Origin of the sequence: Burkholderia metallica, assembly GCF_001718555.1 — a bacterium.
GTDB classification, from domain to species: domain Bacteria; phylum Pseudomonadota; class Gammaproteobacteria; order Burkholderiales; family Burkholderiaceae; genus Burkholderia; species Burkholderia metallica.
Genome location: NZ_CP013403.1, coordinates 2,771,943 through 2,797,610 on the forward strand (window position 1 = coordinate 2,771,943; position 25,668 = coordinate 2,797,610).

22 protein-coding genes are annotated in these 25,668 nt (G+C 69.1%); 11 read left to right on the forward strand and 11 right to left on the reverse strand.

What is annotated here, in order from left to right; translation table 11 throughout:
- Positions 1-316 precede the first annotated feature (316 nt).
- Positions 317-640 (forward strand): type II toxin-antitoxin system HicB family antitoxin, encoded by a 324-nt coding sequence (locus WJ16_RS31800; RefSeq protein WP_069260909.1) that lies wholly within the window; start codon positions 317-319, stop codon positions 638-640.
- Positions 641-854: 214 nt separating this feature from the next.
- On the forward strand, positions 855-3,686 hold the full coding sequence (locus WJ16_RS31805; RefSeq protein ID WP_076606038.1) for a heavy metal translocating P-type ATPase: 2,832 nt from the start codon (positions 855-857) through the stop codon (positions 3,684-3,686).
- A 131-nt stretch (positions 3,687-3,817) separates the two neighbouring features.
- Here the strand turns inward: WJ16_RS31805 and WJ16_RS31810 are convergent, their stop codons facing one another.
- The 4 genes from WJ16_RS31810 to WJ16_RS31820 all read right to left on the reverse strand — a co-directional run bounded on the left by WJ16_RS31810 (position 3,818) and on the right by WJ16_RS31820 (position 7,005).
- Complete coding sequence (locus WJ16_RS31810) at positions 3,818-4,297, reverse strand: GNAT family N-acetyltransferase (RefSeq protein WP_069260910.1); 480 nt, start codon at positions 4,295-4,297, stop codon at positions 3,818-3,820.
- Between the two features lie 173 nt (positions 4,298-4,470).
- Positions 4,471-4,626 (reverse strand): hypothetical protein, encoded by a 156-nt coding sequence (locus WJ16_RS35410; protein ID WP_006481665.1) that lies wholly within the window; start codon positions 4,624-4,626, stop codon positions 4,471-4,473.
- A gap of 175 nt (positions 4,627-4,801) precedes the next feature.
- Complete coding sequence (locus tag WJ16_RS31815; protein ID WP_069260911.1) at positions 4,802-6,214, reverse strand: flagellar hook-length control protein FliK; 1,413 nt, start codon at positions 6,212-6,214, stop codon at positions 4,802-4,804.
- A 92-nt stretch (positions 6,215-6,306) separates the two neighbouring features.
- Positions 6,307-7,005 carry an MgtC/SapB family protein gene (locus WJ16_RS31820; protein WP_069260912.1) on the reverse strand — a complete coding sequence of 233 codons (699 nt, stop codon included), beginning with the start codon at positions 7,003-7,005 and terminating at the stop codon, positions 6,307-6,309.
- Positions 7,006-7,119: 114 nt separating this feature from the next.
- Here WJ16_RS31820 and WJ16_RS31825 point away from each other — a divergent pair, with 114 nt between their 5' ends.
- Positions 7,120-8,229, forward strand: a complete 1,110-nt coding sequence (locus tag WJ16_RS31825) for an AGE family epimerase/isomerase (RefSeq protein WP_069260913.1) — start codon at positions 7,120-7,122, stop codon at positions 8,227-8,229.
- On the opposite strand, the gene WJ16_RS31830 is transcribed toward WJ16_RS31825, so the two are convergent.
- Positions 8,202-9,821 (reverse strand): methyl-accepting chemotaxis protein, encoded by a 1,620-nt coding sequence (locus WJ16_RS31830; RefSeq protein ID WP_069260914.1) that lies wholly within the window; start codon positions 9,819-9,821, stop codon positions 8,202-8,204. The genes WJ16_RS31825 and WJ16_RS31830 overlap by 28 nt on opposite strands.
- A 283-nt stretch (positions 9,822-10,104) precedes the next feature.
- Between WJ16_RS31830 and WJ16_RS31835 the strand changes: the two genes are divergently transcribed.
- Entirely contained in the window at positions 10,105-10,548 is a 444-nt protein-coding gene (locus WJ16_RS31835; protein ID WP_047902232.1) for a PaaI family thioesterase, read from the forward strand.
- A gap of 63 nt (positions 10,549-10,611) precedes the next feature.
- Here WJ16_RS31835 and WJ16_RS31840 read toward each other — a convergent pair whose 3' ends face one another.
- The 3 genes from WJ16_RS31840 to WJ16_RS31850 form a co-directional block, all read right to left on the reverse strand.
- Complete coding sequence (locus WJ16_RS31840; protein WP_059680276.1) at positions 10,612-10,809, reverse strand: hypothetical protein; 198 nt, start codon at positions 10,807-10,809, stop codon at positions 10,612-10,614.
- 146 nt (positions 10,810-10,955) lie between these two features.
- Positions 10,956-12,008 (reverse strand): CaiB/BaiF CoA transferase family protein, encoded by a 1,053-nt coding sequence (locus WJ16_RS31845; protein WP_069260915.1) that lies wholly within the window; start codon positions 12,006-12,008, stop codon positions 10,956-10,958.
- A 92-nt stretch (positions 12,009-12,100) separates the two neighbouring features.
- Positions 12,101-12,865 (reverse strand): IclR family transcriptional regulator, encoded by a 765-nt coding sequence (locus tag WJ16_RS31850; RefSeq protein WP_059680274.1) that lies wholly within the window; start codon positions 12,863-12,865, stop codon positions 12,101-12,103.
- A 135-nt stretch (positions 12,866-13,000) separates the two neighbouring features.
- Here WJ16_RS31850 and WJ16_RS31855 point away from each other — a divergent pair, with 135 nt between their 5' ends.
- The 7 genes from WJ16_RS31855 to WJ16_RS31885 all read left to right on the forward strand — a co-directional run bounded on the left by WJ16_RS31855 (position 13,001) and on the right by WJ16_RS31885 (position 20,502).
- Positions 13,001-13,783, forward strand: coding sequence for a crotonase/enoyl-CoA hydratase family protein (locus WJ16_RS31855; RefSeq protein ID WP_069260916.1), 783 nt, complete (start codon positions 13,001-13,003; stop codon positions 13,781-13,783).
- Between the two features lie 64 nt (positions 13,784-13,847).
- Entirely contained in the window at positions 13,848-15,068 is a 1,221-nt protein-coding gene (locus WJ16_RS31860) for a CaiB/BaiF CoA transferase family protein (protein ID WP_069260917.1), read from the forward strand.
- Positions 15,065-15,865: an enoyl-CoA hydratase/isomerase family protein gene (locus WJ16_RS31865; RefSeq protein WP_084636140.1), complete on the forward strand. Its 801-nt coding sequence runs from the start codon at positions 15,065-15,067 to the stop codon at positions 15,863-15,865. Before WJ16_RS31860 ends, WJ16_RS31865 begins: the two co-directional genes overlap by 4 nt.
- Before the next feature lie 83 nt (positions 15,866-15,948).
- Positions 15,949-17,004, forward strand: coding sequence for a porin (locus WJ16_RS31870; RefSeq protein ID WP_069260918.1), 1,056 nt, complete (start codon positions 15,949-15,951; stop codon positions 17,002-17,004).
- Between the two features lie 10 nt (positions 17,005-17,014).
- Positions 17,015-18,337 carry an MFS transporter gene (locus WJ16_RS31875; RefSeq protein ID WP_069260919.1) on the forward strand — a complete coding sequence of 441 codons (1,323 nt, stop codon included), beginning with the start codon at positions 17,015-17,017 and terminating at the stop codon, positions 18,335-18,337.
- A 38-nt stretch (positions 18,338-18,375) separates the two neighbouring features.
- Positions 18,376-19,530 carry an acyl-CoA dehydrogenase family protein gene (locus tag WJ16_RS31880; protein WP_059680269.1) on the forward strand — a complete coding sequence of 385 codons (1,155 nt, stop codon included), beginning with the start codon at positions 18,376-18,378 and terminating at the stop codon, positions 19,528-19,530.
- Positions 19,531-19,563: 33 nt separating this feature from the next.
- Positions 19,564-20,502: an alpha/beta hydrolase gene (locus WJ16_RS31885; RefSeq protein WP_069260920.1), complete on the forward strand. Its 939-nt coding sequence runs from the start codon at positions 19,564-19,566 to the stop codon at positions 20,500-20,502.
- Between the two features lie 58 nt (positions 20,503-20,560).
- Here the strand turns inward: WJ16_RS31885 and prpF are convergent, their stop codons facing one another.
- The 3 genes from prpF to prpC all read right to left on the reverse strand — a co-directional run bounded on the left by prpF (position 20,561) and on the right by prpC (position 25,627).
- Entirely contained in the window at positions 20,561-21,751 is a 1,191-nt protein-coding gene (gene prpF, locus WJ16_RS31890) for a 2-methylaconitate cis-trans isomerase PrpF (protein ID WP_069260921.1), read from the reverse strand.
- Between the two features lie 26 nt (positions 21,752-21,777).
- The gene (gene acnD, locus WJ16_RS31895) at positions 21,778-24,372 is read right to left on the reverse strand and encodes a Fe/S-dependent 2-methylisocitrate dehydratase AcnD (protein ID WP_069260922.1); all 2,595 of its coding nucleotides are present in this window, start codon (positions 24,370-24,372) and stop codon (positions 21,778-21,780) included.
- Between the two features lie 82 nt (positions 24,373-24,454).
- On the reverse strand, positions 24,455-25,627 hold the full coding sequence (gene prpC, locus WJ16_RS31900; RefSeq protein ID WP_027790338.1) for a bifunctional 2-methylcitrate synthase/citrate synthase: 1,173 nt from the start codon (positions 25,625-25,627) through the stop codon (positions 24,455-24,457).
- Positions 25,628-25,668: the final 41 nt, after the last annotated feature.

A 25,668-nucleotide genomic window follows, 5' to 3' on the forward strand; every position in this document is an offset into this window, starting at 1 on the left:
TTGTTCGACGCTCGAATGGCGAAAGCAAGGCACCCCAGCCTGCCCGGCTCACCGTTTCGCGACGGTGCACAACGCCGGGCGCTGATGTCAGGCCGGTATCATAGCGCCTACGGGCATCCCCCAATATGCCGAATAGCGGGTCGCGCGTAATCGCGGGGGCGCGCGGGCCCGAAACCGTGCGTCGGAGGGTCGGGTAAATGGGGGAGGCATCGAAGCGATCGTCTCGTGCTTCGGATCTGTTCGACCGCGGGAAAGCCAAGGGCTATCCGATACGGCAGGTTCTCGACGCGATCGACCGACTGAAGGAACGGACATCATGACCCAAGACCACTTTACGTACCGCGTAACGTGGTCCCCGGAGGACGGGGAGCACGTTGGCCTGTGCGCGGAATTCCCGTCTCTTTCGTGGCTCGACGCAACGCCGGAAGGCGCGCTGGCCAGCGTCCGCCGGCTCGTTGCCGATGTCGTGCGCGACATGACCGCGAGCGGCGAAAAGGTGCCCGAGCCGATCGCCGACCGAACTTACAGCGGCGAATTCAAAGTCCGCATCCCGCCGCAAACCCACCGCGCGCTGGTGATCCAGGCCGCCGAACAAGGCGTCAGCCTGAACCGTCTCGCCAGCGCCAAGCTCTGCGCCTGATCACGCGATCGTGCGCCAGCACGTGACGCCCGGCTTTCCTCCCGAAAGCCGGGCGTTCGCTTTTTCCGCACCGTGGCACCCTGTGAACGGCGGCCGACTCGGGCCGATCCGCCCGCCTCGCTTCGAATCGTCATGCGCCGCTTGACCTTACCATCATGGGAATGTTGATACTGGAATCATTCGCGGCACGCGCCGCGCATTCAGGGAATCCGACATGACTGAACCATTTGCCTCCGCAGCCCTGCACACGATCGCGCTGAGCGTCGACGGCATGCATTGCGGCGGCTGCACGGGCCGCGTGCAACGGGCGCTGGCCGCGGTGCCGGGCGTCGTCGACGCGACGGTCGACCTCGACACGCACACGGCGACGGTGACCGCGCAGGACCCGGTCGAAGCCGCGCAACTCGTCGAGGCCGTCGGCGCAGCCGGCTATCGCGCCGCCGTGCGCGCGCCGGGGATCGAAACCGCCGCTGCCTCGCATGCCCATCCTGTCGAAGCGCCACCCGTGCCGACAGCCGCAGCCGCTTCCGCTACCCGCCTCCCGCTTCCAGCCGATCGCACCGTCGAACTCGACATCGACGGGATGACCTGTGCATCGTGCGTGTCGCGCGTCGAGAAGGCGCTCGCGAAGGTGCCGGGCGTCACGCGTGCGTCGGTCAATCTCGCGACCGAACGTGCTACCGTCGACGCCGCGCCCGACGTGAGTGCCGCTCGGCTCGCCGAAGCCGTGCAACAAGCCGGCTATGGCGCGACGCCGGTCGTCGGCACGGCGATCCCGCCGGTTGTCTCCACCACCTCCGCCGATTTCGAACTCGACATCGGCGGGATGACCTGCGCGTCCTGCGCCGGCCGCGTCGAGAAAGCGCTGGCCACCGTGCCGGGCGTCGCCCGCGCTTCCGTCAACCTCGCGACCGAGCGCGCTTCGGTGCATGGCGCCGGCGCGCTCGACGCCGCCGCGTTGATCGCGGCCGTCACCACCGCCGGCTACCGCGCGTCGCTTGCCGCCGCGCCGTCGGCAGGCGCCACGGCCGGCACCGACGCGCCGCCGGCCGGCACCGCGCAGGACCCCGACGCCCGCAAGCGCCGCGACGCCATGCGCGAACGCAACCTCGTGATCGGCGCCGCCGTGCTGAGCGCGCCGCTCGTCGCCCCGATGCTCGTCGCGCCGTTCGGCATCGACCTGATGCTGCCCGGCTGGCCCCAGCTCGTGCTCGCCTCGATCGTCCAGTTCGGTTTCGGCGCGCGCTTCTATCGCGCCGCCTGGCATGCGGTGAAGGCGCGCGCCGGCAACATGGACCTGCTCGTCGCGCTCGGCACGTCGGCCGCGTACGGGCTGAGCCTGTGGATGCTGCTGCGCGACCCCGCGCATCCGGGCCATCTGTATTTCGAGGCGTCGGCCGTCATCGTCACGCTGGTGCGCTTCGGCAAATGGCTCGAATCGCGCGCGAAGCGCCAGACGACCGACGCGATCCGCGCGCTGAATGCGCTGCGTCCCGACCGCGCGCGCGTCGTTGAGCACGGCGTCGAGCGCGACGTGCCGCTGGCGCAGGTGCGCGTCGGCACGCGTGTCAGCGTCCGTCCCGGCGAGCGTGTGCCCGTCGACGGCCGGATCGTGTCGGGCCGCTCGCACATCGACGAATCGCTGATCACCGGCGAAAGCCTGCCCGTGCCGAAGGACGACGGCGACCCCGTCACGGCCGGCTCGATCAACGGCGAAGGCGCGCTCGTCGTCGAGACCACCGCGATCGGCGCGGAGACGACGCTCGCGCGCATCATCCGCCTCGTCGAATCCGCGCAGGCCGAGAAGGCGCCGATCCAGCGGCTCGTCGATCGCGTGAGCGAGGTGTTCGTGCCCGCGATCCTCGGCATCGCCGCGCTGACGCTGGTCGGCTGGCTGATCGCCGGCGCCGGGGCGGAAACCGCGATCCTCAACGCGGTCGCGGTGCTCGTCATCGCGTGCCCGTGCGCGCTCGGCCTCGCGACGCCCGCCGCGATCATGGCCGGCACCGGTGTCGCGGCCCGGCACGGCGTGCTGATCAAGGATGCGCAGGCGCTCGAACTCGCGCAGCGCGCCACCGTGATCGCGTTCGACAAGACCGGCACGCTGACCGAAGGCAAGCCGTCCGTGACCGCGTTCGAAGCCGTCTGCGTGCCGCATGACGAAGCGCTTGCGCTCGCGGCGGCGGTGCAGCGCCAGAGCGACCATCCGCTCGCGCGCGCCGTGGTCGCCGCGTACGACGCCGGCGCAACCGAGCGCGGCGATGCGGCGCCGCCCGTCGTCGCGGCCGATGCACGCGCGGTGGCCGGACGCGGCGTGGAAGCCCGCGTCGACGGACAGCGGCTCGCGCTCGGCAGCACGCGCTGGCGCGACGAACTCGGCATCGCGGTGCCGCCCGCGCTCGATGCGCGCGCGGCGGAGCTCGAACGCGCGGGCAACACGATCTCGTGGCTGATGCGCGCCGATGCGCCGCGCGCGCTGCTTGCCCTGATCGCGTTCGGCGACACCGTGAAGCCGGGCGCGCGCGACGCGATCGCGGCGCTGTCGGTGCGCGGCGTCGCGAGCGTGCTCGTGACGGGCGACAACCGCGGCAGCGCGGCGGCCGTCGCGGCATCGCTCGGGATCGCCGAGGTGCATGCGCAGGTGCTGCCCGACGACAAGGCGCGTGTCGTCGCCGAGTTGAAGCGCACGCACGGCGGGATCGTCGCGATGGTCGGCGACGGGATCAACGATGCGCCCGCGCTCGCCGCAGCGGACGTCGGCATCGCGATGGCGACCGGCACCGACGTCGCGATGCACACGGCCGGCATCACGCTGATGCGCGGCGACCCGGCGCTCGTCGCCGATGCGATCGACATCTCCCGGCGCACGTACCGGAAGATCCAGCAGAACCTGTTCTGGGCGTTCGTCTACAACCTGGTTGGCGTGCCGCTCGCGGCGCTCGGCTGGCTGAACCCGGTGATCGCGGGCGCGGCGATGGCGTTTTCCAGCGTCAGCGTCGTGACCAACGCGTTGCTGCTGCGGAGATGGAAGGGGCGCGCACGTTGATGTGCGGTGGGGGACCGGCGGATGGCCGGGCGGTGCCTGGCGAACGGAAAGGGGCGTGAGGTCGGCCGGCGTTGGCCGGTCGCGGCGAGTCGAATCGACGGCACATGACGACGCGTGACCGGCCGGTGGATTCAGTCCGCGACGACCGGCTTGATCAAGGTCGTCGTGATGGGCACGAAGCCGCACGCGCGATACAGTGCGCGGGCCGCCGCGTTGTGATTGAACACCGACAGCCCGATCTCGGTCACGCCGTACCGGCGCGCCTCGGCGTCGAGCGCGGCGAGCGCGCGCGTGGCCCAGCCCTGGCGGCGCCGGGACGGGGCGATGTCGAGATCGTAGATGAACAACGTGCGGTTCGGCCCTTCGGGCACGATCGCGTACCAGAGGTCGCCCACCGCGTCGCCGCTGGCGCCGTCGACGAGCACGACGAGGGTCTGGCCGGAAGTACGCAGGCCGTCCGGCAGCAGCGTGTCGAAACAGTCGCGCGCCCGGCTGGCCGCGTCTTCGACAGCATTTTGTCCGGATGAGACGAGGTCGCGCGCGTAGCCGTCGATGGCTCGCGTGCGGTACGCGTGGAATTCGCTGGCCGTCATCGGCCGCATCTGCAGCATGGTCCGGTCACCGTGAACGGAATCGGACTTCCAGTGTAGCGGGACGGTCGCGCCGGCGCGCGATGCGGCGGCGGAAAGCGGGCCGGCCAGGTGCGGCGGCGCCACGCTGATAGCGAATCAGCGAATCAGCGAATCAGCGAATCAGCGAATCAGCGAATCAGCGAATCAGCGAATCAGCGACGGTACAGGACGATCGGCACCAGATGCGCACGGCGCACGCGCTCGGCTTCGGCACGACGCGCGGCGTACGAGTATTCGGCGTCGAGCGGCAGGTGCGGGGACACGAAAAGGTCGTCGATCTTTTGCAGCAGGGCGAGGATGAAGCTCATTTGAGACTCCTGACAGATGTGGCTAGGGTTTTCCCTTAGATTGACTCCATTCTAAGGGTTTTCCCTGAACTCTGCCAGCACACCGCATCAGTTTGCCGCATGCGCACGACGGCCGATCGCCGCCGCGGAACGGCGATCCTTGCTCCGTCAGGTTTCCAGGATAGGGTCGAAACGCTTAGCGCGTGCGGCGAGCCCGTTTCGCGACGGCCGCCTCGCGATTCGCGTTGCGCTGAAGCCGGTCGACTTGCGACAAGAGCGCTTCGTGGTGCTCTTCGAGCGTCATCAGCGTGGCCTGCTGCGTCGACAGATCGGACGCGAGGCGATCGATCCGCTGCTGTTTCGTGGCCACGTCCTGCTTCAGATGCGCGATCTGCCGCGTCTGCATCACCAGCGCGACGAGCCCGGCCAGCGCGACGACGGCCAGCGCCAGCAGCAGGCGGTTGACGCGGCGCATCTCGCGATCGGCCGCGCGCGTCAGGGTGTCCACGTCGGCCTGCAGTGCGGCGAGCCGGTCGGTCAGCGGACGCAGGTGAATGTCCGGATCGAAGGCCGGCGCGGGCGGTGGCGCGCGTTCGGTCGACGGCTTCGTCACAAAGGATGCAGCGGACGGTGGCGGCTGCGTGACAGGAGATGCGGTGGCGCCGGCTTGGGGCACAGCGTCTTGGGTGTTCGCGGTGTTCGCGGTGTTCGCGGTGTTCGCGGTGTTCGCGGTGTTCGACGTGTTCGACGTGTTCGACGTGTTCGACGTGTTCGACGTGTTCGACGTGTTCGACGTGTTCGACGTGTTCGACGTGTTCGCGGTAATTGTCGGCTTGATCGGCTGTGCCGACGTCTGCGGCGAAATCGTCGGCACCGCGTCCGCTCCGGCCGCTTCCAGTGTCGTGCCGTCGCTCGACACAACCGGTGCCGCTTGCTCCGCCTTCGCGTCGCTTGCACCGGCAGGCGTTCGGCGTTTGCCGCCTGACGACGACGCCCGACGCTCCTTCACGGCGGCACCGGAAGATCGCGCATCGTGGGATTTGGCTGCGGCGCCATCGATGACAGCTTTCCCGACTTCATCGCCAGCCTCGGGCGAGTCGGGCGCCTTCGACACAGCACCATCGGCCGAAGGAACATCGGCCTCCTTGATCGCAATGCCGCCAGAAGCCGGCACGAGATCGGCGTTCGCGACATCCCCGCCTTCATGCAACGAAGCACCATGTGCGACCGTCGCACCTTCGCGCGTCCCGGCACCTGCCGCTGCGTCCGCAGGCTCCGCCACGGTCGCTCCCTCCGGCGCACTGAACCCGTCCAGCGCGGGCTGCCGCCCGGACGCCACATCATCCGCGACATCGACCGACGCATCGGCTTGCGCGCCCGCTTCGTCGCGCGCCGCCACCGACGCGCGCTCGCCCGGCTCGAGCACCGGATCGCCGAACAGGTCGAGCGTGCGCTCGTCCCGCGACGCGTCGCCGGCCGGCGTACTGCCGGACCGCGCCGTCGCCCTCGCGGACGTACTGCCCGCGGCAGCCGCCGAGCGCTGGCGGGAACGGGCCGACGAACGAGTGGAACGGGAACGGGAGCGAGGCGTGGTAACGGATTCGGTCATGGAAATCGGATAGCAGGGCCCGCGAACGCGGAACCGGATGTCGAACGGAATCGGTGGTCGGCCATTGTCGCATGCCCCGTTGCCGATCCAGCCTATTCGTCGCCCGACAGCCCGTTGCCTTCTTCGAAACGCGTGACGCCCTTCAGCGCGCGCAGCTTGTCGCAGATCGCCTGGTATTCGGTTGTCGACACCCGCGCGAGCGCGATGCGCACCTCGTCGTGCTCGCCCGTATCGTCGGCACGCTGCACGATGAACTGCTTCACGCGCGCACTGGAAGGGCCGAGCGCCGCGTGCAGCGAATCGAACGTCAGCGTGCCGCTCACGACCGTCAGCGCGAGCTGGCGCCGCTGGCGCACCGTGAAGTAGCGCCGCTCCAGCGGCTTGATGCCGGCCAGGATGATCAGGATGATGATCGTCGCCGAAATCGACGCGACGTAGAGCCCGCCACCCACCGCGAGGCCGATCGCGGCGACCGACCACAAGCTCGCGGCCGTCGTCAGCCCCCGCACGATCTCGCCGCGCAGCAGGATCGAGCCCGCACCGAGAAAGCCGATGCCCGACACGACCTGCGCGGCGATCCGCGACGGGTCGAGCACGATGTGGTCGCTGCTGCCGAGTACGTCGGCGAACCCGAACGCCGACACGATCATGATCAGCGTCGAACCGACGCAGACGAGCATGTGCGTGCGCAGGCCGGCGGCCCACGACAGGCGCTCGCGCTCGAAGCCGATGACGCTGCCGAGCGCCGCCGCCAGCACGAGCCGCATGACGAGTTCCAGGTTGTTCAGCATGCGATTTCTCTCCTTTTCTGGTGCCGGCCGCGCGGAATGTTTTATCCTTGGCCCCGGCCGCGCCGATCCTCCGGGCCGCGCCGACACGTTTCGAACCCAGCGCCCAACCCCGTCATGTCCGTTTCCGACTCCGCTTCCGCCCAGGCCGCCCAGTTGCGCCGCCATTTCGCGCACGTCGTCTTGCCGATCTGGCGGGGTTCAGGGTTCGACCATACATTACAGTTGCCGTTCGAAGCCGTCGATCCGACCACCCACGCACCGCTGCCGGTGACCCGTTATCGCGCAATGGCCTGCGCACGGCAATTGTTCGTGTTCGCCCAGGCCGGCGACACCGCGCATGCCGCCACGCTGTTCGACGCGCTGGGCCGGCATTTTCGCGACCGGCATCACGGCGGCTGGCACTACAGCGTCGACGCCCGGGGGGCACCGCTCGACACGACCAAGGATCTCTACACGCACGCCTTCATCGTATTCGCGTGCGCCGCGTGGTATGCGGCGTCGGGCGACGCCGCCGCGCGCCAGGCGGCCGAAGAAACCGCTGCGTTGATCCAGGACCGTTTCGCCCCGCGCCCGGGCGATGCGCTGCTCGATGCGGCGCGCCACGCCGATTTCTCGTCGTCGGGCAGCGGGCCGCTGCAGAATCCGCTGATGCACCTGACCGAAGCATGGCTCGCGGCGGCCGATGCATTCGGCGACGCGGCGTTCGACGACGCGCTCATGCGCACCGCGCAGGCCGTCGAGCGCACGTTCGTCGACGCGGCGACCGGCTGCGTGGCGGAGCTGCCGCTCGGGGCGACCGACAACCGTTTCGAGCCCGGCCATCAGTTCGAGTGGTTCTATCTGGTCGATGCGGCCGGCGCGCGGCTCGCGCAGACCGGGCTCCGCGCCGCGCTGGCGCGCGCGTTCGCGTTCGCGGAGCAATACGGCGTCGATCCGCTGACGGGCGGCGTGTGCGCGTCGCTCGACGCACAAGGCGCGTGCATCGACGGGACGCAGCGGATCTGGGCGCAGACCGAATACCTGCGCGCGCTCGCGACTCACGGCGGCACGCCGGCCTCCGCGCCGCTCGCGCGGCAGATCGAACGCTTCGCCGCGCGCTTCCTGCATCCGCGCGGCTGGTTCGAGTGCAAGACGGCCGACGGGCAGGTGTCGCGCGCCGACATGCCGTCGACGACGCCCTACCACCTCGCGACCGCCTACGCGGCGCTGCCGGCCGGCGCGTAGCCCGCGTCGGCGAACGACGGCGCCGCGCGTTCTCCGCGCGCGGTGCGGCCATCGCCCAGCTCGAACACCGACACGGCCTGCATCAAGTGTGCGGTCTGGTCGTTCAACGACGCGGCCGCGGCCGCGACCTCCTCGACCAGCGCCGCGTTCTGCTGCGTGAGCTGATCCATCTGCGTGACGGCCTGATTCACCTGCTCGATCCCGACGCTCTGCTCGACCGACGCCGACGTGATCTCGGACATCGTCTGCACGACGCGCGTGATCGACGTCGACACCGTGCGCATCGCCTCGCCCGCGCGCTCGACGAGTTCCGCGCCGCCGTTGATCTGCGCGACCGAATCCTCGATCAACGCCTTGATCTCCTTCGCCGATTGCGCGCTGCGCTGCGCGAGCGAGCGCACTTCGCCCGCGACCACCGCGAAGCCGCGGCCCTGTTCGCCGGCCCGGGCAGCTTCGACGGCCGCGTTCAGCGCGAGGATGTTGGTCTGGAAGGCGATGCCGTCGATCACCGAAATGATTTCCGCGATCCGCCCCGAGCTTTGCGCGATCCCGCGCATCCGGTCGATCACGCTGTCGACCACGCCGCCGCCGTGGCTCGTCGCTTCGAGCGCCGCGTCGGCCAGCGCGCTCGCCGCGCGTGCGCTGTCGGTGTTCTGCCGGACGGTCGCCGTCAGTTCCTCCATGCTCGCGGCCGTCTCCTCGAGCGACGCGGCCTGCGTGCCGGTGCGCGCCGACAGGTCGGCGTTGCCGCCGGCGATCTCGCCTGCGCCGAGGTGGATCGCGTCGGACGCGTGGCGCACCGTGCGCACGGTGTCCGCGATGCTCGCCTGCATCGCGGCGAGACCGCGCAGCATCCGGTCGATCTCGAACACGCCGCCCGCCCGCACGGCTTCATCGAGCCGGCCCTGCGCGATCCGCTCGAAATGGCGGCCGGCTTCTTCCAGCGGCGCGACGACCGCGCGCCGCGCGGCCGCGTAGATCGCCGCGCTCGCGACGAGCATCGCCGCGAGCAGCACGATGCCGACCGACTTGAACCACAGCATGCCGCCGTCGATCGTGCCGAGCGCCGTGCGGCTCGACGCGCCGCCGTAGTCGGTGAAGCGCCGCAATTCGGCGATGTACGCGTCCTGGATGCTCTGCGTGGGCTGGTCGAGGAATGCCTGGATGTTGTCGGCATCGAGGAACTGCACGAGTTCGCCCAGCGCGCCGCGCAGCGCGCGATAGCGCTCGGCGAGCGCCGCGACGCGCGCGCGGTTGGCGTCGTCGACCGGCTGCGCGGCCGTCAGCGTGGCGAACGCCTTGTCCGCTTCCGCGAGCGACGTGCCCGCGTGGCGGATGATGTCTTCCGGCTTCGGGCCGCCGCGCACCATCCGCGTGCCGGCGCGCGACAGGTTGATGCGCGCGTCGAGCAGTTGCTGGGTCGCCTGGCTGGCCGCGTCGACCTGCGCGATCGCGATGTTCGACAGATCGTCGACACCGCTGCGCGTCGACTTGAGCGCCCAGAAGCCGAGCGCCTCGATCGCGAACAGAAAGAGGCAGAACACGGTCAACACGCCGAGCAGACCCGACGCGAGCTTGATTTTTCCGAACATGGGAGGGATTCCTGGAAAGCGGACGATGAGGCATTGCCCCGGCATTAGCGGCATTTCTTCGTCGGACTTTAGGTGCGGATGCTCGGGTGCGGCCGGCGGCGAAGTTCGCGTTGCCGCGCATTGCCGTCGAATGGCCCGCAAACGGGGAAATCCACGGCATTCGACGCAATAATCGCGTCGCATCGCGCTGGAAATTGCACGAAATGCAGACGAATTTCCTTGCTTATCCGCATCCCCCTTCCTAGAGTTCAGCGCAAGCGGGCACGTATTTCGAGGAAAGTCGATGACCGACATCACGGACCACGCGCGCGGCGCATTGCGCGCGCAACCGTTCAGCATGCTGCTGGGCACGGAGCTGATGCATATCGGCGACAACGAAGTGTCGCTGTGCCTGCACGTGCGCGATGAACTGCGGCAGCAGCATGGTTTCGTGCACGGCGGCGTCATCAGCTATCTCGCCGACAACGCGCTGACGTTCGCCGGCGCGCTCGTGCTCGGGCCGCGTGTGATCACCGCCGAATACAAGATCAACTACCTGCGGCCGGCCGTAAACGGCACGCTGGTAGCCCGCGCGAAGCTCGTCTATGCGGGCCGGCATCAGGCGACCTGCCAGTGTCATGTGTTCGTCATCGACGGCGATCACGAGCGGCTCGTCGCGATCGCGCAAGGCACGATCAACCGCGTCGGCGACGGCAAGGTGCCGGATATGCCGGAGGAAACGGCCTGAGCGGCTGCCCGGCCCAAGGTCGATGAGAGAACGCCGAACACGCAACGGGTATCGCGTATCGCGCTAGCGTTTCATTACAGCAATGATAGACGGCATCGCGCTCGCGACGACCAGTACGACGACCTCCCCATCGCGCACTTCGTATACGAGACGATAGCCGACACCGCGCAGCTTGATCTTCGCCGGGATGCAATAGAACGCAGGCTCGTTGTGATTCAGGATCGCGACCGGGAAACCCTCGCCCGCCGCAACGGTTCCCATCGGGTTCCGCTTCAGCTCCGTGGGGCATGTCCGCTCCTGTTTCGATTGAATTTCTATTGTGCTTTATTTGGCACCATATTTAGTACGATTCAAGGTGCCATACAAACCATTCCGAATTCACTCCCGAGCCGTCAAGCCCGGCACGCCTACTCGGCCCCACCGCCCGTGAGCGGCAGGAAACGCGGCGCCACGCGCGCGCGCACGTTGCCGTTCCCGTCGGTCCGGTAGATCCCGCGCGCCGCGTTGTGCGGATGGGCCGCCGCGTCGGCCACGCTCAATACCGGCGCGAAACATGCGTCGGTGCCTTCGAGCAGCGCGCGCCAGTGCGCGGACGGCTGCTGCGCGAACACGTCGGCGAAACGCGCCTTCAGCGCGGGCCAGCGCGCGCGGTCGTATTGCGACGCCGGATCGACGTCGGCGAGCCCGAGCCGTTCGATCAGCAGCGCATAGAACGGCGGCTCGAGCGCGCCGATCGTCACGCATTCGCCGTCCGCGCAGCGATATACGTCGTAGAACGGCGCATCGTGAAAGAGGCTCGGCTGCGCGCCGTCGAGTTGCCCGTTCGCGCGCGCCCACAATGCCAGCGAACCGAGCATCGACACGATGTCGACGATCGCGCCGTCGACCACGCGCCCCGCCCCGCCGCCGCGCACGTCGAACAGCGCGCAGACGATTCCGAACGCGAGCCCGAGCGCGCCGCCTGCGTCGCCGACGACGGTCGGCGGCAACCCCGGCCGGCCGTCGTTCGGCGCCGATAGCGACAGCAGCCCCGTCAGCGCGACGTAGTTCAGGTCGTGCCCGGCCGCGGCCGCGAGCGGGCCATGCTGGCCCCAGCCGGTCATCCGTCCGTACACGAGCTTCGGGTTGCGGCGCGCGCAATCGTCGGGCCCGAGGCCGAGCCGCTCCATCACGCCCGGCCGCAGCCCCTCGATCAGCGCGTCGGCCTGCGCGATCAGGTCGAGCGCGGCTTCGCGGCCGGCGGGCGCCTTCAGGTCGAGTTCGACGATCGTCTTGCCTTCGCGCAGCAGGTCGCCGTCGCGGGCCCGCAGCGCATCCGGCGCGCTCGTGCGGCCGGACGGGCGCGCGATCAGCGTGATCCGCGCGCCCATTCCGGCGAGCATCCAGCCCGCGAGCGGGCCGGGGCCGAGGCCTTCGAATTCGACGATGTGGATGCCGGAAAGCGGCGTGTTCAATGACATGGCGACCTCGCTGAAATGCAGCCGGGAGAGGGGCAACGAAACCTTCCGATTCTGATTCTATGTGAATGCCTGCGCGCGCCGGCCGCGACAGGCTAACCCGCGGCGTGCGGCCCCTGGCCGGCCAGCACCTGCCGCATCGCGCGCACGATCGCCTCGCGCTGCGCGTCGATCCGCTCGGCCGGCCCGGCCACGCCCATGGCGAGCGGCTGGCCGTTCCAGGCGTCCGCGATCACCATCGAGATCATCGCGGCGCCCTGCGTGACCGTATGCGCCGAATAGGAATAGCCGAACCGGCGCGTCTGTTCGACCTTGTCGAGCACGACATCCTCGTCGATCGTCCGGCCCGACTTGCCGAGCCGGCGGATGCTGCGCGACACGAGCCGGCGGATCGCGCTGTCCGGCTGGAGGCTCAGCAGCGCCCAGCCGAGGCTCGACATGCAGATCTCGCGACGCGTGCCGATCGGCGCGTAGAAGTGGATCGGAAGCGTATGCGCACCCTCGACCGCATCGATGTACTGCACGTACAGGTCGCTCTGCACCGCGATCACGACGGCCTCGCGCGTGCGGACCGCCAGCCGCTTTGCGACGGCGTGCCAGTACCGCCGGCTGCCCGCCGTCGAATCGACGAGCGCTTCGCCGAGATTGACTAGCCGCGCCGTGGGCGCATACGTATGGGTTGCGTCGTCGTAGGCGAGGTAGCCGAGCGCCTTCATGCTGGTCAGCAGCGCCGCCGCGCTCGACCCCGGATAGCCGCAGCGCGTGGCGATCTCGCGCACGCTCAGCGGCCGCTGCAGTGCGCTGAACAGCTCCAGCACCTCGAACACGCGCGCCGCGCTCTTGACCACGTTTCCGCTCATCCCGCCGTCTCCTCATGCCACCGGGCGACCCATTCCACATATGTGGAATGGAATTTCCCGCCGCCAACCATCGTGACGATACTAGGCTTCGGCCCGCGGCGTGAAGTCCCGCGGTACAAAGCACACGGAGACACCATGACAGCCTTTTTGACCCGTGAACGGCAGGGACCGATCCTGACCGTCACGATGAACCGTCCGGAAACACGCAATGCCATTTCGGATTCCGATGCAATCGACGCACTGACCGAATGCTGCGACGACGCGAACCGCGACGAATCGGTCCGCGTGCTGGTGCTGACGGGCGCCGGCACGACGTTCTCGTCGGGCGGCAACGTGAAGGCGATGCGCGCGTTGATGGAATCGGACCCGCACGACCTTGCCGCGATCCGCACGCGCTATCGCCACGGCATCCAGCGGCTCGCGCACGCGTTCCAGCGCCTCGAAGTGCCGGCCATTGCGGCAGTCAATGGCCCGGCCATCGGCGCCGGCACCGACCTCGCGTGCATGTGCGACATCCGCATCGCCGCCGATCGCGCCCGCTTCGCCGAGAGCTTCATCGCCCTCGGCCTCGTGCCCGGCGACGGTGGGGCGTGGTTCCTGCCGCAGATCGTCGGCGCGGCCGTCGCCGCGGAAATGTCGTTCACCGGCGACGCGCTGGACGCGCAGGCGGCGCTGCGCTGCGGGCTCGTGTCCCGCGTCGTTCCCGACGGCGCGCTCCTTGCGCACGCACATGAACTGGCCGGCCGCATCGCCCGTCACTCGGGCACCGCGCTGCGCCTGACCAAGCGGCTGCTGCGAGAAAGCCGCCACGCGAGCCTCGACACGCTGCTCGACCTGTCGGCGTCGTACCAGGCGTTCGCGCACGCCACGCCCGAACACCGCGAAGCGGTGAACGCGCTGTTCGCCGCACGCGGTTGAATCCGCGACGCATCGCAGGCGGGCATAGCGACCCGTCGAACTCCACATCGAAGGAAACATCGTCATGAGCAGCAGTCACGAAGGCGCCCTCGCAGGCGTGCGCGTGGTGGACCTGAGCCGCGTCTACGCGGGGCCGTTCTGCGCGCAGACCCTCGCCGACCACGGCGCGGACGTCATCAAGATCGAACCGCCGCAGGGCGACGAAACGCGCGACTGGGGCCCCGCGATGCCGAACGGCATCTCCAGTTACTACTGGGGACTCAACCGCAACAAGCGCAATCTCGCACTCGACCTGTCGCATCCCGGCGGGCGCGACGTGCTGTTCCGCCTCCTCGACACGGCCGACGTGCTGATCGACAACTTCAAGCAGGGCACGCTGGAGCGCTGGGGCATCGGCTACGAAGACTGCCTGCGCGAGCGCTTCCCGCGCCTCGTCCACTGCTCGATCTCCGGCTACGGCACCGACGGCCCGCTCGCGCGGTTTCCAGGCTACGACGCGGTCGCGCAGGGCCTCGCCGGCTTCATGTCGATCAACGGCGAGCCGGGCGGCATGCCGCTCAAGGTGCCGTTTCCGGTCGTCGATTACGCGGCGGGTCTGAGCGCAGTGTCGAGCGTCCTGCTCGCGCTGGTCGAACGGACACGCTCCGGCCTCGGGCAGCACGTCGACATCGACCTGTTCAGCACCGCGCTGTCGATGCTGCATCCGGTCAGCACGAGCTGGATGGCGACCGGCGACGTGCCCGTCGCGACCGGCAACGTGTACGGCGCGATCGCGCCGTACGGCGTCTATCCGTGCAAGGACAAGCCGGTTGCGACCGGCGCCGGCAACAACCGCACGTTCGCGCGGCTCGTCGACGCGCTCGGCGTGCCCGAGCTGGCGCGCGATCCACGCTTCGCGACCAATGCGCAGCGCGTCGCGCATCGCGAAGCGCTCGACACGCTGCTCGGCCAGCTGACCGCCGAACTGCAGGCGGACGAGGTCGTCGAGCGGCTGATGCACGCCGGCGTCGCGACGGGGCCGGTGAACACCGTGGCCGATGCGTTCGGCCACCCGCAGGCGGCGCGCAACGCGATGTTCGTCGACACCGACACGTACACCGGCGCGGGCATCCCCGCCAAGCTGTCACGCACGCCCGGATCGATACGACGGCCGCCGCAGCCGTTCGCCGCCGACACCGACACCGTGCTCGACGCGATCGGCATCGACGCGGCGCGCCGGGACGCGCTGCGTCAAGCGGGCGTACTCCACGACACGCGTGCGGACGTCACCGGGAGCGCGTCATGACCTCATCCGCCTCGTTCTCCACACCGACGGGCGACGACGCCCCGTCGATCCTGCGCGACGACGACAACGGCATCGCATGGCTGACGATCCATCGTCCGCACGTCGCCAACGCGCTGTCGGCCGAGTCGATCCGGCGGTTGTGTGACGAGCTCGTCACGCTCGACGACGACCCGTCGATCCGCGTCATCGTGATCCGCGGCGCGGGAGAACGCGCGTTCAGCGCGGGCATCGATCTCGGCGACCCCGAGATGCGCGGGATGCAGCCGATGCGCGGGCTCGCACGCAACGTGCACGAACTGATCCTGGAGCTGCGCAAGCCGACCATCGCGGCCGTCAACGGCTACGCCGTCGGCGGCGGCTGCGAGATCGCGCTCGCGTGCGACCTGCGGATCGCCGCCGATCACGCGTATTTCGCGCTGCCCGAAGCGCGCGTCGGCATGGGCGCGAACTTCGCGAGCGTGCTGCTGCCGCGCATGCTGCCGCGTGCGATCGCGATGGAGCTGCTGTTCACGGGCCGCCGCTTCGATGCCGACGACGCGCTGCGCGCCGGCTTGCTGAACCGCGTCGTGCCCGGCGCCGCACTCGACGACTCCGTACGCGAGCTGGCGCAGACGATCGCCGCGAACGCGCCGCTCACGATCCGCCGCATCAAGGAAACCGCGACGCGCGGCCAGGGGCTGCCGGTGGCCGCCGCGCTGCGGCTGGACGTCGGCCCCGACGTCTATGCGAGCGAGGACCGGATCGAGGGCGCCCGCGCGTTCCTCGAGAAACGCAAGCCGGTGTTCAAGGGGCGCTGAGCACGACGCAGCAAGACGACAAAGCGCGCAACCGCTCCCAGAACGCGGGCGCGCGAACAAGACATGGAACGGAGACAACCTTCATGCAACGGAAAGCATTCCTGGTCGGCGCATGCGTGCTGTGCGCCACATCGGCGCACGCGTCGTCGGTCACGCTGTACGGGATCGTCGACAGCTACGTCGAATTCGATCGCATCGGCAGCCTGTCGAGCGCGCGCCAAAGCGGCGGCGGCTCGTCGACGAGCCGCTTCGGTCTGACGGGCGTCGAGGATCTCGGCGGCGGCACGTCGACGAAGTTCGTACTGGAAAGCGGCTTCTCGCCGGCGGACGGCTCGTTCCAGGGCGGCACGCTGTTCTACCGGCAGGCGTACGTGTCACTGCAGAACACGCGCTACGGCGACCTCCGGCTCGGCCGGCAATACACACCCGCGTTCTACGTCGTGTACGACGGCGATCCGTTCGGACTCAACGAACGGCTGTCGCCGCTCGCGCTGCTCGCGACGTCGACGGACACGATCACCAGCAACACGACGCCGCCGATTCCGCGCTTCAACCAGGCGGTGTCGTATCTGAGCCCCGCCTGGAACGGCCTGCGCGTGATGGCCACGTATGGCTTCCCGACGCCGAACGCGCTGTCCGCGCAGGCCGGGCGCAACTACGGCGCGGGGCTTCAGTACCGGATCGGCGGGCTCTACGTCGGCGCCGGCTTCCAGGGCGACACGTCGGCCGGCAACCTGTCGCCCGTCCTCGTCTCGCCATCGACCACCCGCCACTACGTGTTCGCGGCCAACTACGCGTTCGCGCACGTCAAGCTGTACGCCGCGTTTCTGTACGGCGTCGGCACGGCGGCGAACCTGCCCGCCTTCTCGACCGCGAGCGCCGGCGCGTCGATCGACTTCGGCGCGCTCGATCGCGTGCTCGTGTCGGTCGTGCGCCGCGACGTGAAAGGCTCGGCGAACGACGCGACCGCGCTCGGCATCGGCTACGACCATCCGCTGTCGAAGCGCACGTCGCTGTACGCGCGCTACCTGTACATGAAGAACGGCGGCGACGCCCGCAACACCATCGTCGTCGGCCTGCAGCCGCAGCCTGCCGGCACCGAGCAGGTGTTCGCGCTCGGCATCGTTCACCGCTTCTGACGGAGTGCCCATGACCCCGACCCTTTCGACCCAACCGACCGCCGTCGACGAAGGCGCGACGCCGGCGCTCTACCGCCGGATCTCGCGCCGGCTGCTGCCGTTCCTGATCCTCTGCTACACGCTGTCGTTCATCGACCGGATCAACATCGGCTTCGCGCACGCGCAGATGGCGGCCGAGCTGCACTTCTCCGACGCCGTCTACGGGCTCGGCGCGGGCATCTTCTTCCTCGGCTACATGGCGTTCGAGATTCCGAGCAACGCGCTGCTTGCACGGATCGGCGCACGCAAGACGATCGCGCGAATCATGGTGCTGTGGGGGCTCGGCTCGGCCGCGACGATGTGCGTCACGACACCCGCGCAGTTCTACGCGTGTCGCTTCCTGCTCGGCGTGTTCGAGGGCGGTTTCTTCCCCGGCATCCTGTTCTATCTCGGCGCGTGGTATCCGCCGCGGCAGCGCGCGAAAGCGTTCGCGCTCTTCATGACCGCGCTGTATCTCGCGGGGCTGATCGCCGGCCCCGTGTCGGGCGCGATTCTGTCGTACTTCGACGGCGCCGCCGGCCTGAGCGGCTGGCAATGGCTGTTCCTCGTCGAAGGGCTGCCGAGCAGCATGCTCGGCCTCGTCGCACTGCGCTTTCTCGACGACCGGCCGGACGACGCGCGCTGGCTGTCGGACGCCGACAAGGCCGCGCTGCGCGCCGCGCACACGCAGGCCGAAGCCGGCACGCCGAACGCGCACGCGGCGCGGCCGCTGCTCGCACACCGCGATTTCTGGCTGCTGTGCGCGGCCAATTTCGCGATCGCGGCCGCCGGCTATGCGCTGGTGTTCTGGATGCCCGTGATCCTCCATCGCGGCGGCCTGCATGGCGCGATGCAGATCGGGCTGCTGTCCGCGCTGCCTTACCTGTGCGGCGTCGTCGGGATGCTCGGGATGGGCTGGCGCACCGCACGCCGGCGCGAATGGCGCGGGCACGGTGCGGTCGCGATGCTCGCATGCGCGGCGGCGATCGCCGGGCTCGCGAGCGTCGCGGGCACGCCGCAGCTGGTGATCGCGCTGTGCATCGCGGTCGCCACGCACGCCGCCGCGCTACCGGCGTTCTGGGTGCTGCCGGGGCTCGCGCTGCCGAAGCGCGCGATGGCGGTCGCGATCGCGGCGATCACGATGTCCGGCGCGATCGGCGGATTCGCGAGCCCGTTCCTGATGGGCGTTCTCAACACGGCCACCGGATCGATGCGCGGCGGGCTCTATTTCAACGCCGCGCTGCTCGCGGCCGGCGCCATCGCGTTGCTCGGCACGCTGCGCGGCGGCGCAGCGGCTCGTCAGGATGCGGGCTGACCGCATCGCCATCTCCTTCCTCACCCTCATCGACTCTCATGAATTTCGAACTCGAACTCGATCACCGGATGATCCGCGACCTCGTCGCACGCTTCGTGAAGGACGAGCTGATTCCGCTCGAAGCGGCCGTGATGGCGCGCGAGGCCGACGGCCAGCGCTTCGGGCTGCTCGACGACGAACGCGCGCACCTCGACGAACGCTCCCGGCAGCTCGGCCTGTGGGGGCTCGACGCGCCGCCCGACGCGGGCGGCGCCGACCTGCCGGCCGTCGCGATGGTCGGCGTGAACGAAGCGATCGGCACGACCGTCACCCCGTACATCCTGCCGCCCGATTCGCCAAATCTGCGGATGCTGTGCGAAGTGGCCGACGACGCGCAGCGCGCGCGCTATCTCGACCCGTACGCACGCGGCGAAACGCGCGCCGCGATGGCGATCTCCGAGCCGGGTGCCGGCTCCGACCCGGGCGCGTTGTCCACGACGGCCGTGCGGGACGGCGACAGCTGGGTGCTGAACGGTCGAAAGATCTGGATCAGCCATGCGCCCGAAGCCGACTGGACGATCGTGATGGCGCTCACCGACCGCAGCAAGGGCAAGCGCGGCGGCATGTCGGCGTTCATCGTCGAGCGCGACACGCCGGGCTTCGTCATCGAACGCCGGATTCCGATGATCGGCGGGCTGGCCACGTACGAAATCGTGCTGGAAGACTGTCGCCTTCCCGGCGCGCAACTGCTGGGCCGGGAAGGCGCCGGGTTCGCGCCGATGCAGGCACGGCTCGCGAACCGGCGGCTGGAGATGGCCGCGTGGTGCATCGGGCGCGCCGAGCGCGCGGTCGCGATGTTGTGCGACCATGCGAAACAGCGCACGACCTTCGGCGTGCCGCTCGCGGATCGGCAGGCGATCCAGTGGTGGGTCGCCGATGCGCTGACGCAAATCCACGCGTGCCGCCTGATGACCTACGAAGCGGCCGCACGCGTGGATGCCGGGCAGGACGCGCGAACGCAGATTTCGATGGTCAAGGTGTTCGCGACCGAAATGGCGTCGAGCGTCATCGACCATGCGATGCAGACGCTCGGCGCGATGGGCATGACGAAGGAAATGCCGTTGCAGCAGATGGCCAGCGAAGCGCGCTTGATGCGCATCTTCGAGGGCCCTTCCGAGGTACACCGTTGGGTCGTCGCACGCAGCGTACTGTGACCGCGCAGCCCAACTCCACGATGGAGCCGCGCGTTGAATACCCTGCATCTCGTCGATCCTGAAATCCGCCCGCTGCTCAGGATCTGGCCGACCGTCACGCTCAGCGCCGACAACCTCGCGCAGTCGCGCGAACGCGTGCTGCCGCTGCCGCCGCCCGACCTCGTCGGCAGCACGCTCGAACACCGCCAGGTGCCCGGCCCGGCCGGCGCACCGGACGTGTCGGTCCTCGTCTACCGGCCCGAGGCCGGCACGCGCCCGCTCCCGGCGATCGTCCACATGCACGGCGGCGGCTACGTGCGCGGTGCGGCGAAGGATCTCGAAGCGGTGCACCGGTCGCTCGTGACGCAGCTCGGCTGCGCACTGATCTCGATCGATTACCGCCTCGCGCCGGAAACCGTGTTTCCCGGCGCGATCGAGGACTGCTACGCGGCGCTCGCGTGGGTCTTCCGCGAAGCCGATGCGCTCGGCCTCGACGCATCGCGAATCGGCGTGGCAGGCGAGAGCGCGGGCGGCGGCCTCGCCGCCGCACTGGCGTTGCTGGCCCGCGACCGCAACGAATACCGGCTCGCGTTCCAGCATCTGATCTATCCGATGCTCGACGATCGCACCTGCACGCGCGCACCGCATCCGCATGCCGGCGAGTTTGTCTGGCATGCGGCCAACAACCGGTTCGGCTGGACCTCGCTGCTCGGTCACGCGCCGGGCATCGACGGCGTGTCGCCGTATGCCGCCGCCGCACGCGCGACACGGCTCGACGGCCTGCCGCCCACGTTCCTGTCGATCGGCTCGCTCGACCTGTTCCTTGACGAAAATCTCGACTACGCGCAGCGCCTGCTGCGCGCGGGCGTGCCGACCGAACTGCACGTGCTGCCCGGGGGCGTGCACGGTTTCGACATCGTGCCCGGTGCGCGCGTGTCCGAAGCCGCACGCCGCCTCAGCCACGACGCACTGCGCCGCTTCCTGCACGGATGACGAAAACGACGCGGGCGGCCGAAGCCGCCCGCGTCCGCACTGCTGAAACCGCCAACGCTCAGAACGCGTCGCCCGGCACCCTCACCCAGCCTTCCATCAGCACGCGCGCACTGCGGCTCATGATCGCCTTGGTAACGGTCCACTCGCCGTTCTCGAGCCGCGCCTCCGCGCCGACGCGCAGCGTGCCCGACGGATGACCGAAGCGCACCGCGTTGCGCTCGCCGCCGCCCGCCGCGAGGTTGACGAGCGTGCCGGGGATTGCCGCGGCCGTGCCGATCGCGACCGCCGCCGTGCCCATCATCGCGTGGTGCAGCTTGCCCATCGACATCGCGCGCACCAGCAGGTCGACGTCACCCGCATTCACGCGCTTGCCGCTCGATGCGACGTAGTCGGCCGGCTTCGCGACGAACGCGATCTTCGGCGTGTGCTGCCGCGTCGCGATTTCGTCGAGCGTGTCGATCAGGCCCATGCGCAGCGCGCCGTGCGCGCGGATCGTCTCGAACTTCTCGAGCGCCTTCGCGTCGCCGTTGATCGCGTCCTGCAGCTCGGTGCCGGTATAGCCGATCGCTTCCGCCTCGACGAAGATCGTCGGAATTCCCGCGTTGATCATCGTCGCCTTCAGCGTGCCGACGCCCGGCACCGCGAGATCGTCGACGAGATTGCCGGTCGGGAACATCGACCCGCCCGCGCCTTCCTCCTCGGCGGCCGGGTCCATGAACTCGAGCTGCACTTCGGCGGCCGGGAACGTGACGCCGTCCAGCTCGAAGTCGCCCGTCTCCTGCACCGCACCGTTCGTGACCGGCACGTGCGCGACGATCGTCTTGCCGATGTTCGCCTGCCAGATCCGCACGGTCGCGACGCCGTCGCGCGGCACCCGCGCCGGATCGACGAGCCCGCCGCTGATCGCGAACGGGCCGACCGCCGCCGACAGGTTGCCGCAGTTGCCGGTCCAGTCGACGAATGCCTTGTCGATCGCGACCTGGCCGAACAGGTAGTCGACGTCGTGACCGGGCCGCGCGCTCTTCGACACGATCACCGTCTTGCTGGTGGACGACGTCGCGCCGCCCATCCCGTCGATCTGCTTGCCGTACGGATCGGGGCTGCCGATCACGCGCAGCAGCAGCGCATCGCGCGCGGCACCCGGCACCTGCGCGGCGTCCGGCAGGTCCTGCAGCCGGAAGAACACGCCCTTGCTGGTGCCGCCGCGAATATAGGTCGCGGGAATCCTGATTTGAGGAGTGTGAGCCATGTGTGCGTTATCCCTGTGTGACCCGATCAGGCCGCCTGCGACGATTCGAGGAAGTCCTGCGCGAAACGCTGCAGCACGCCGCCCGCTTCGTAGATCGACACTTCCTCGGCCGTATCGAGCCGGCACGTCATCGGCACCTCGACGCGCTCGCCGTTCCTGCGGTGAATCACGAGCGTGAGGTCGGCGCGCGGCGTGCGCTCGCCGATCACGTCGAAGGTCTCGGTGCCGTCGATGCCGAGCGTCGTCCGGTTCGTGCCGGGCTTGAACTCGAGCGGCAGCACGCCCATCCCGATCAGGTTCGTGCGGTGGATCCGCTCGAAGCCTTCGGCGGCGATCGCCTCGACGCCCGCGAGCCGCACGCCCTTCGCGGCCCAGTCGCGCGACGAGCCCTGGCCGTAATCGGCGCCGGCCACGACGATCAGCGGTTGCTTGCGATTCATGTACGTCTCGATCGCTTCCCACATCCGCATGACCTTGCCTTCCGGCTCGACGCGCGCGAGCGAGCCCTTCTTCACCGCGCCGTCCACCACCGCCATCTCGTTGATCAGCGTCGGGTTCGCGAAGGTCGCGCGCTGCGCGGTCAGGTGGTCTCCCCGGTGCGTCGCGTACGAGTTGAAGTCTTCTTCCGGCAGGCCCATCTTCGCGAGGTATTCGCCGGCCGCGCTATCGGGCAGGATCGCGTTCGACGGCGACAAGTGGTCGGTCGTGATGTTGTCGCCGAGCACCGCGAGCGGGCGCATGCCCTTGAGCGTGCGCTCGCCGGCCAGCGCGCCTTCCCAGTACGGCGGACGGCGGATGTACGTGCTCTGCGCGCGCCAGTCGTACAGCGGCGCCGCACGCTCGCCCGCGTCGGCCGCGCGCGCGAACATCGGCTCGTAGACCTTGCGGAACTGCTCGGGCTTCACGCTCGACGCGACGATCGCATCGATCTCGTCGTCGGTCGGCCAGATGTCCTTCAGCGTGACGGGCTTGCCGTCCTGGTCATGGCCGAGCACGTCTTTCTCGATGTCGAAGCGGATCGTGCCGGCGATCGCATACGCGACGACGAGCGGCGGCGACGCGAGGAACGCCTGCTTCGCATACGGGTGAATGCGGCCGTCGAAGTTGCGGTTGCCGGACAGCACGGCCGTCGCGTACAAATCGCGATCGACGATCTCCTGCTGGATCTTCGGGTCGAGCGCGCCCGACATCCCGTTGCAGGTCGTGCACGCGAACGCGACGATGCCGAAGCCGAGCTTTTCGAGTTCGGGCAGCAGCTTCGCTTCTTCCAGATACAGTTCGACCGCCTTCGATCCCGGCGCGAGCGAGCTCTTCACCCACGGCTTGCGCGTCAGGCCGCGCGCGTTCGCGTTGCGCGCGAGCAACGCGGCGGCAATCACGTTGCGCGGGTTGCTGGTGTTCGTGCAGCTCGTGATCGCCGCGATGATCACCGCGCCGTCGGGCATCTCGCCCGCCTTCTCTTCCCACTGGCCGGCGATCCCGCGCGCGGCGAGATCGGACGTCGGCAGCCGCTTGTGCGGGTTCGACGGGCCGGCCATGTTGCGCACGACGCTCGACAGGTCGAACGTCAGCGTGCGCTCGTACTGCGCGTCGTTCAGCGTGTCGGCCCACAGGCCGGCCGTCTTCGCGTAGGTCTCGACGAGCTTCACCTGTTCGTCGCTGCGGCCGGTGAGGCGCAGGTAGTCGGTGGTCTGGCCGTCGATGAAAAACATCGCGGCCGTCGCGCCATATTCGGGCGCCATGTTCGAGATCGTCGCGCGATCGCCGAGCGTCAGGCTCGCCGCGCCTTCACCGCGGAATTCCAGATATGCGCCGACCACTTTTTCCTTGCGCAGGAACTCGGTCAGCGCGAGCACGATGTCGGTCGCGGTGATGCCGGGCTGGCGCTTGCCGGTCAGCTCGACGCCGACGATGTCGGGCAGGCGCATCCACGATGCGCGGCCGAGCATCACGTTCTCCGCCTCGAGCCCGCCGACACCGATCGCGATCACGCCGAGCGCGTCGACGTGCGGCGTGTGGCTGTCGGTGCCGACACAGGTGTCCGGGTACGCGACGCCGTCCTGCGCCTGGATCACCGGCGACATCTTCTCCAGGTTGATCTGGTGCATGATGCCGTTGCCCGGCGGGATCACGTCGACGTTCTCGAACGCCTTCTTCGTCCACTCGATGAAGTGGAAGCGATCCTCGTTGCGGCGATCCTCGATCGCGCGGTTCTTCGCGAACGCGTCCGGATCGAAGCCGCCGCATTCGACGGCGAGCGAGTGGTCGACGATCAGCTGCACGGGCACGACCGGGTTCACCTTCGCCGGGTCGCCGCCGCCGTCGGCGATCGCGTCGCGCAGGCCGGCGAGGTCGACGAGCGCGGTCTGCCCGAGGATGTCGTGACACACGACGCGCGCCGGGAACCACGGGAAATCGCGTTCGCGCTTGCGCTCGACGATCTGCTTCAGCGAATCGGCGAGGATCGCCGGATCGCAGCGGCGCACGAGGTTTTCGGCGAGCACGCGCGACGTGTACGGCAGCGTGTCGTAGGCGCCGGGCGCGATCGCTTCGACCGCGGCGCGCGCGTCGAAATAGTCCAGCGACGTGCCGGGCAAGGGTTTGCGGTAGGCGGTATTCATGATGTGGGGCGGAATTCGGGGTAACACGTAGCGCGCGCGCCGGCTGCCCGCATCACGGGCGCCGGCGCGCGCGGCGGGCGTTTCAACGCTTCTCGATCGGCACGAACTGCAGGTCTTCCGGACCGGTGTAGTTCGCGCTCGGGCGGATGATCTTGTTGTCGATGCGCTGCTCGATGATGTGCGCGCTCCAGCCGGACGTGCGCGAGATCACGAACAGCGGCGTGAACATCGCGGTCGGCACGCCCATCATGTGATACGACACCGCGCTGAACCAGTCGAGGTTCGGGAACATCTTCTTCGCTTCCCACATCACCGATTCGAGGCGCTCGGCGATGTTGTACAGCTTCAGGTCGCCCGCTTCCTTCGACAGCTTGTGCGCGACGCCCTTGATCACCTTGTTGCGCGGATCGGAGATCGTGTAGACCGGGTGGCCGAAGCCGATCACGACTTCCTTGTTCTCGACGCGGCGGCGGATGTCGGCTTCGGCGTCGTCCGGCGAGCTGTAGCGGCTCTGGATTTCATACGCGACTTCGTTCGCGCCGCCGTGCTTCGGCCCGCGCAGCGCGCCGATCGCGCCGGTGATCGCCGAGTAGATGTCCGAGCCCGTGCCCGCGATCACGCGGCCGGTGAACGTCGACGCGTTGAACTCGTGCTCCGCGTACAGGATCAGCGACGTGTGCATCGCCTCGACCCACGACTTCGACGGCGTCTTGCCGTGCAGCAGGTGCAGGAAGTGGCCGCCGATCGAATCGTCGTCGGTTTCCGTCTCGATGCGCTTGCCGTTGTGCGAGAAGTGATACCAGTACAGCAGCATCGAGCCGAGCGACGCCATCAGGCGGTCGGCGATGTCGCGCGCGCCCGGCAGGTTGTGATCGTCCTTCTCCGGCAGCACGGTGCCGAGCACCGACACGCCCGTGCGCATCACGTCCATCGGATGCGCGGACGCCGGGATCTGCTCGAGCGCCGCCTTCAGCGCGTTCGGCAGCCCGCGCAGCGCGCGCAGCTTCGCCTTGTACGCGGCCAGTTCGGTCAGGTTCGGCAGCGTGCCGTGCACGAGCAGGTGCGCGATTTCCTCGAATTCGCACGATTCGGCGACGTCGAGAATGTCGTAGCCGCGATAGTGCAGGTCGTTGCCGGTCTTGCCGACCGTGCACAGCGCCGTGTTGCCCGCGGTCACGCCCGACAGCGCCACCGACTTCTTCGGCTTGAATGCGCCTGCGGCGGCCGGTGCTGCTGCGTCTTTCGTCTCGCTCATGTTTCCGTTCTCCACTGTGTATCGGGGGTGTTAGTCATGGG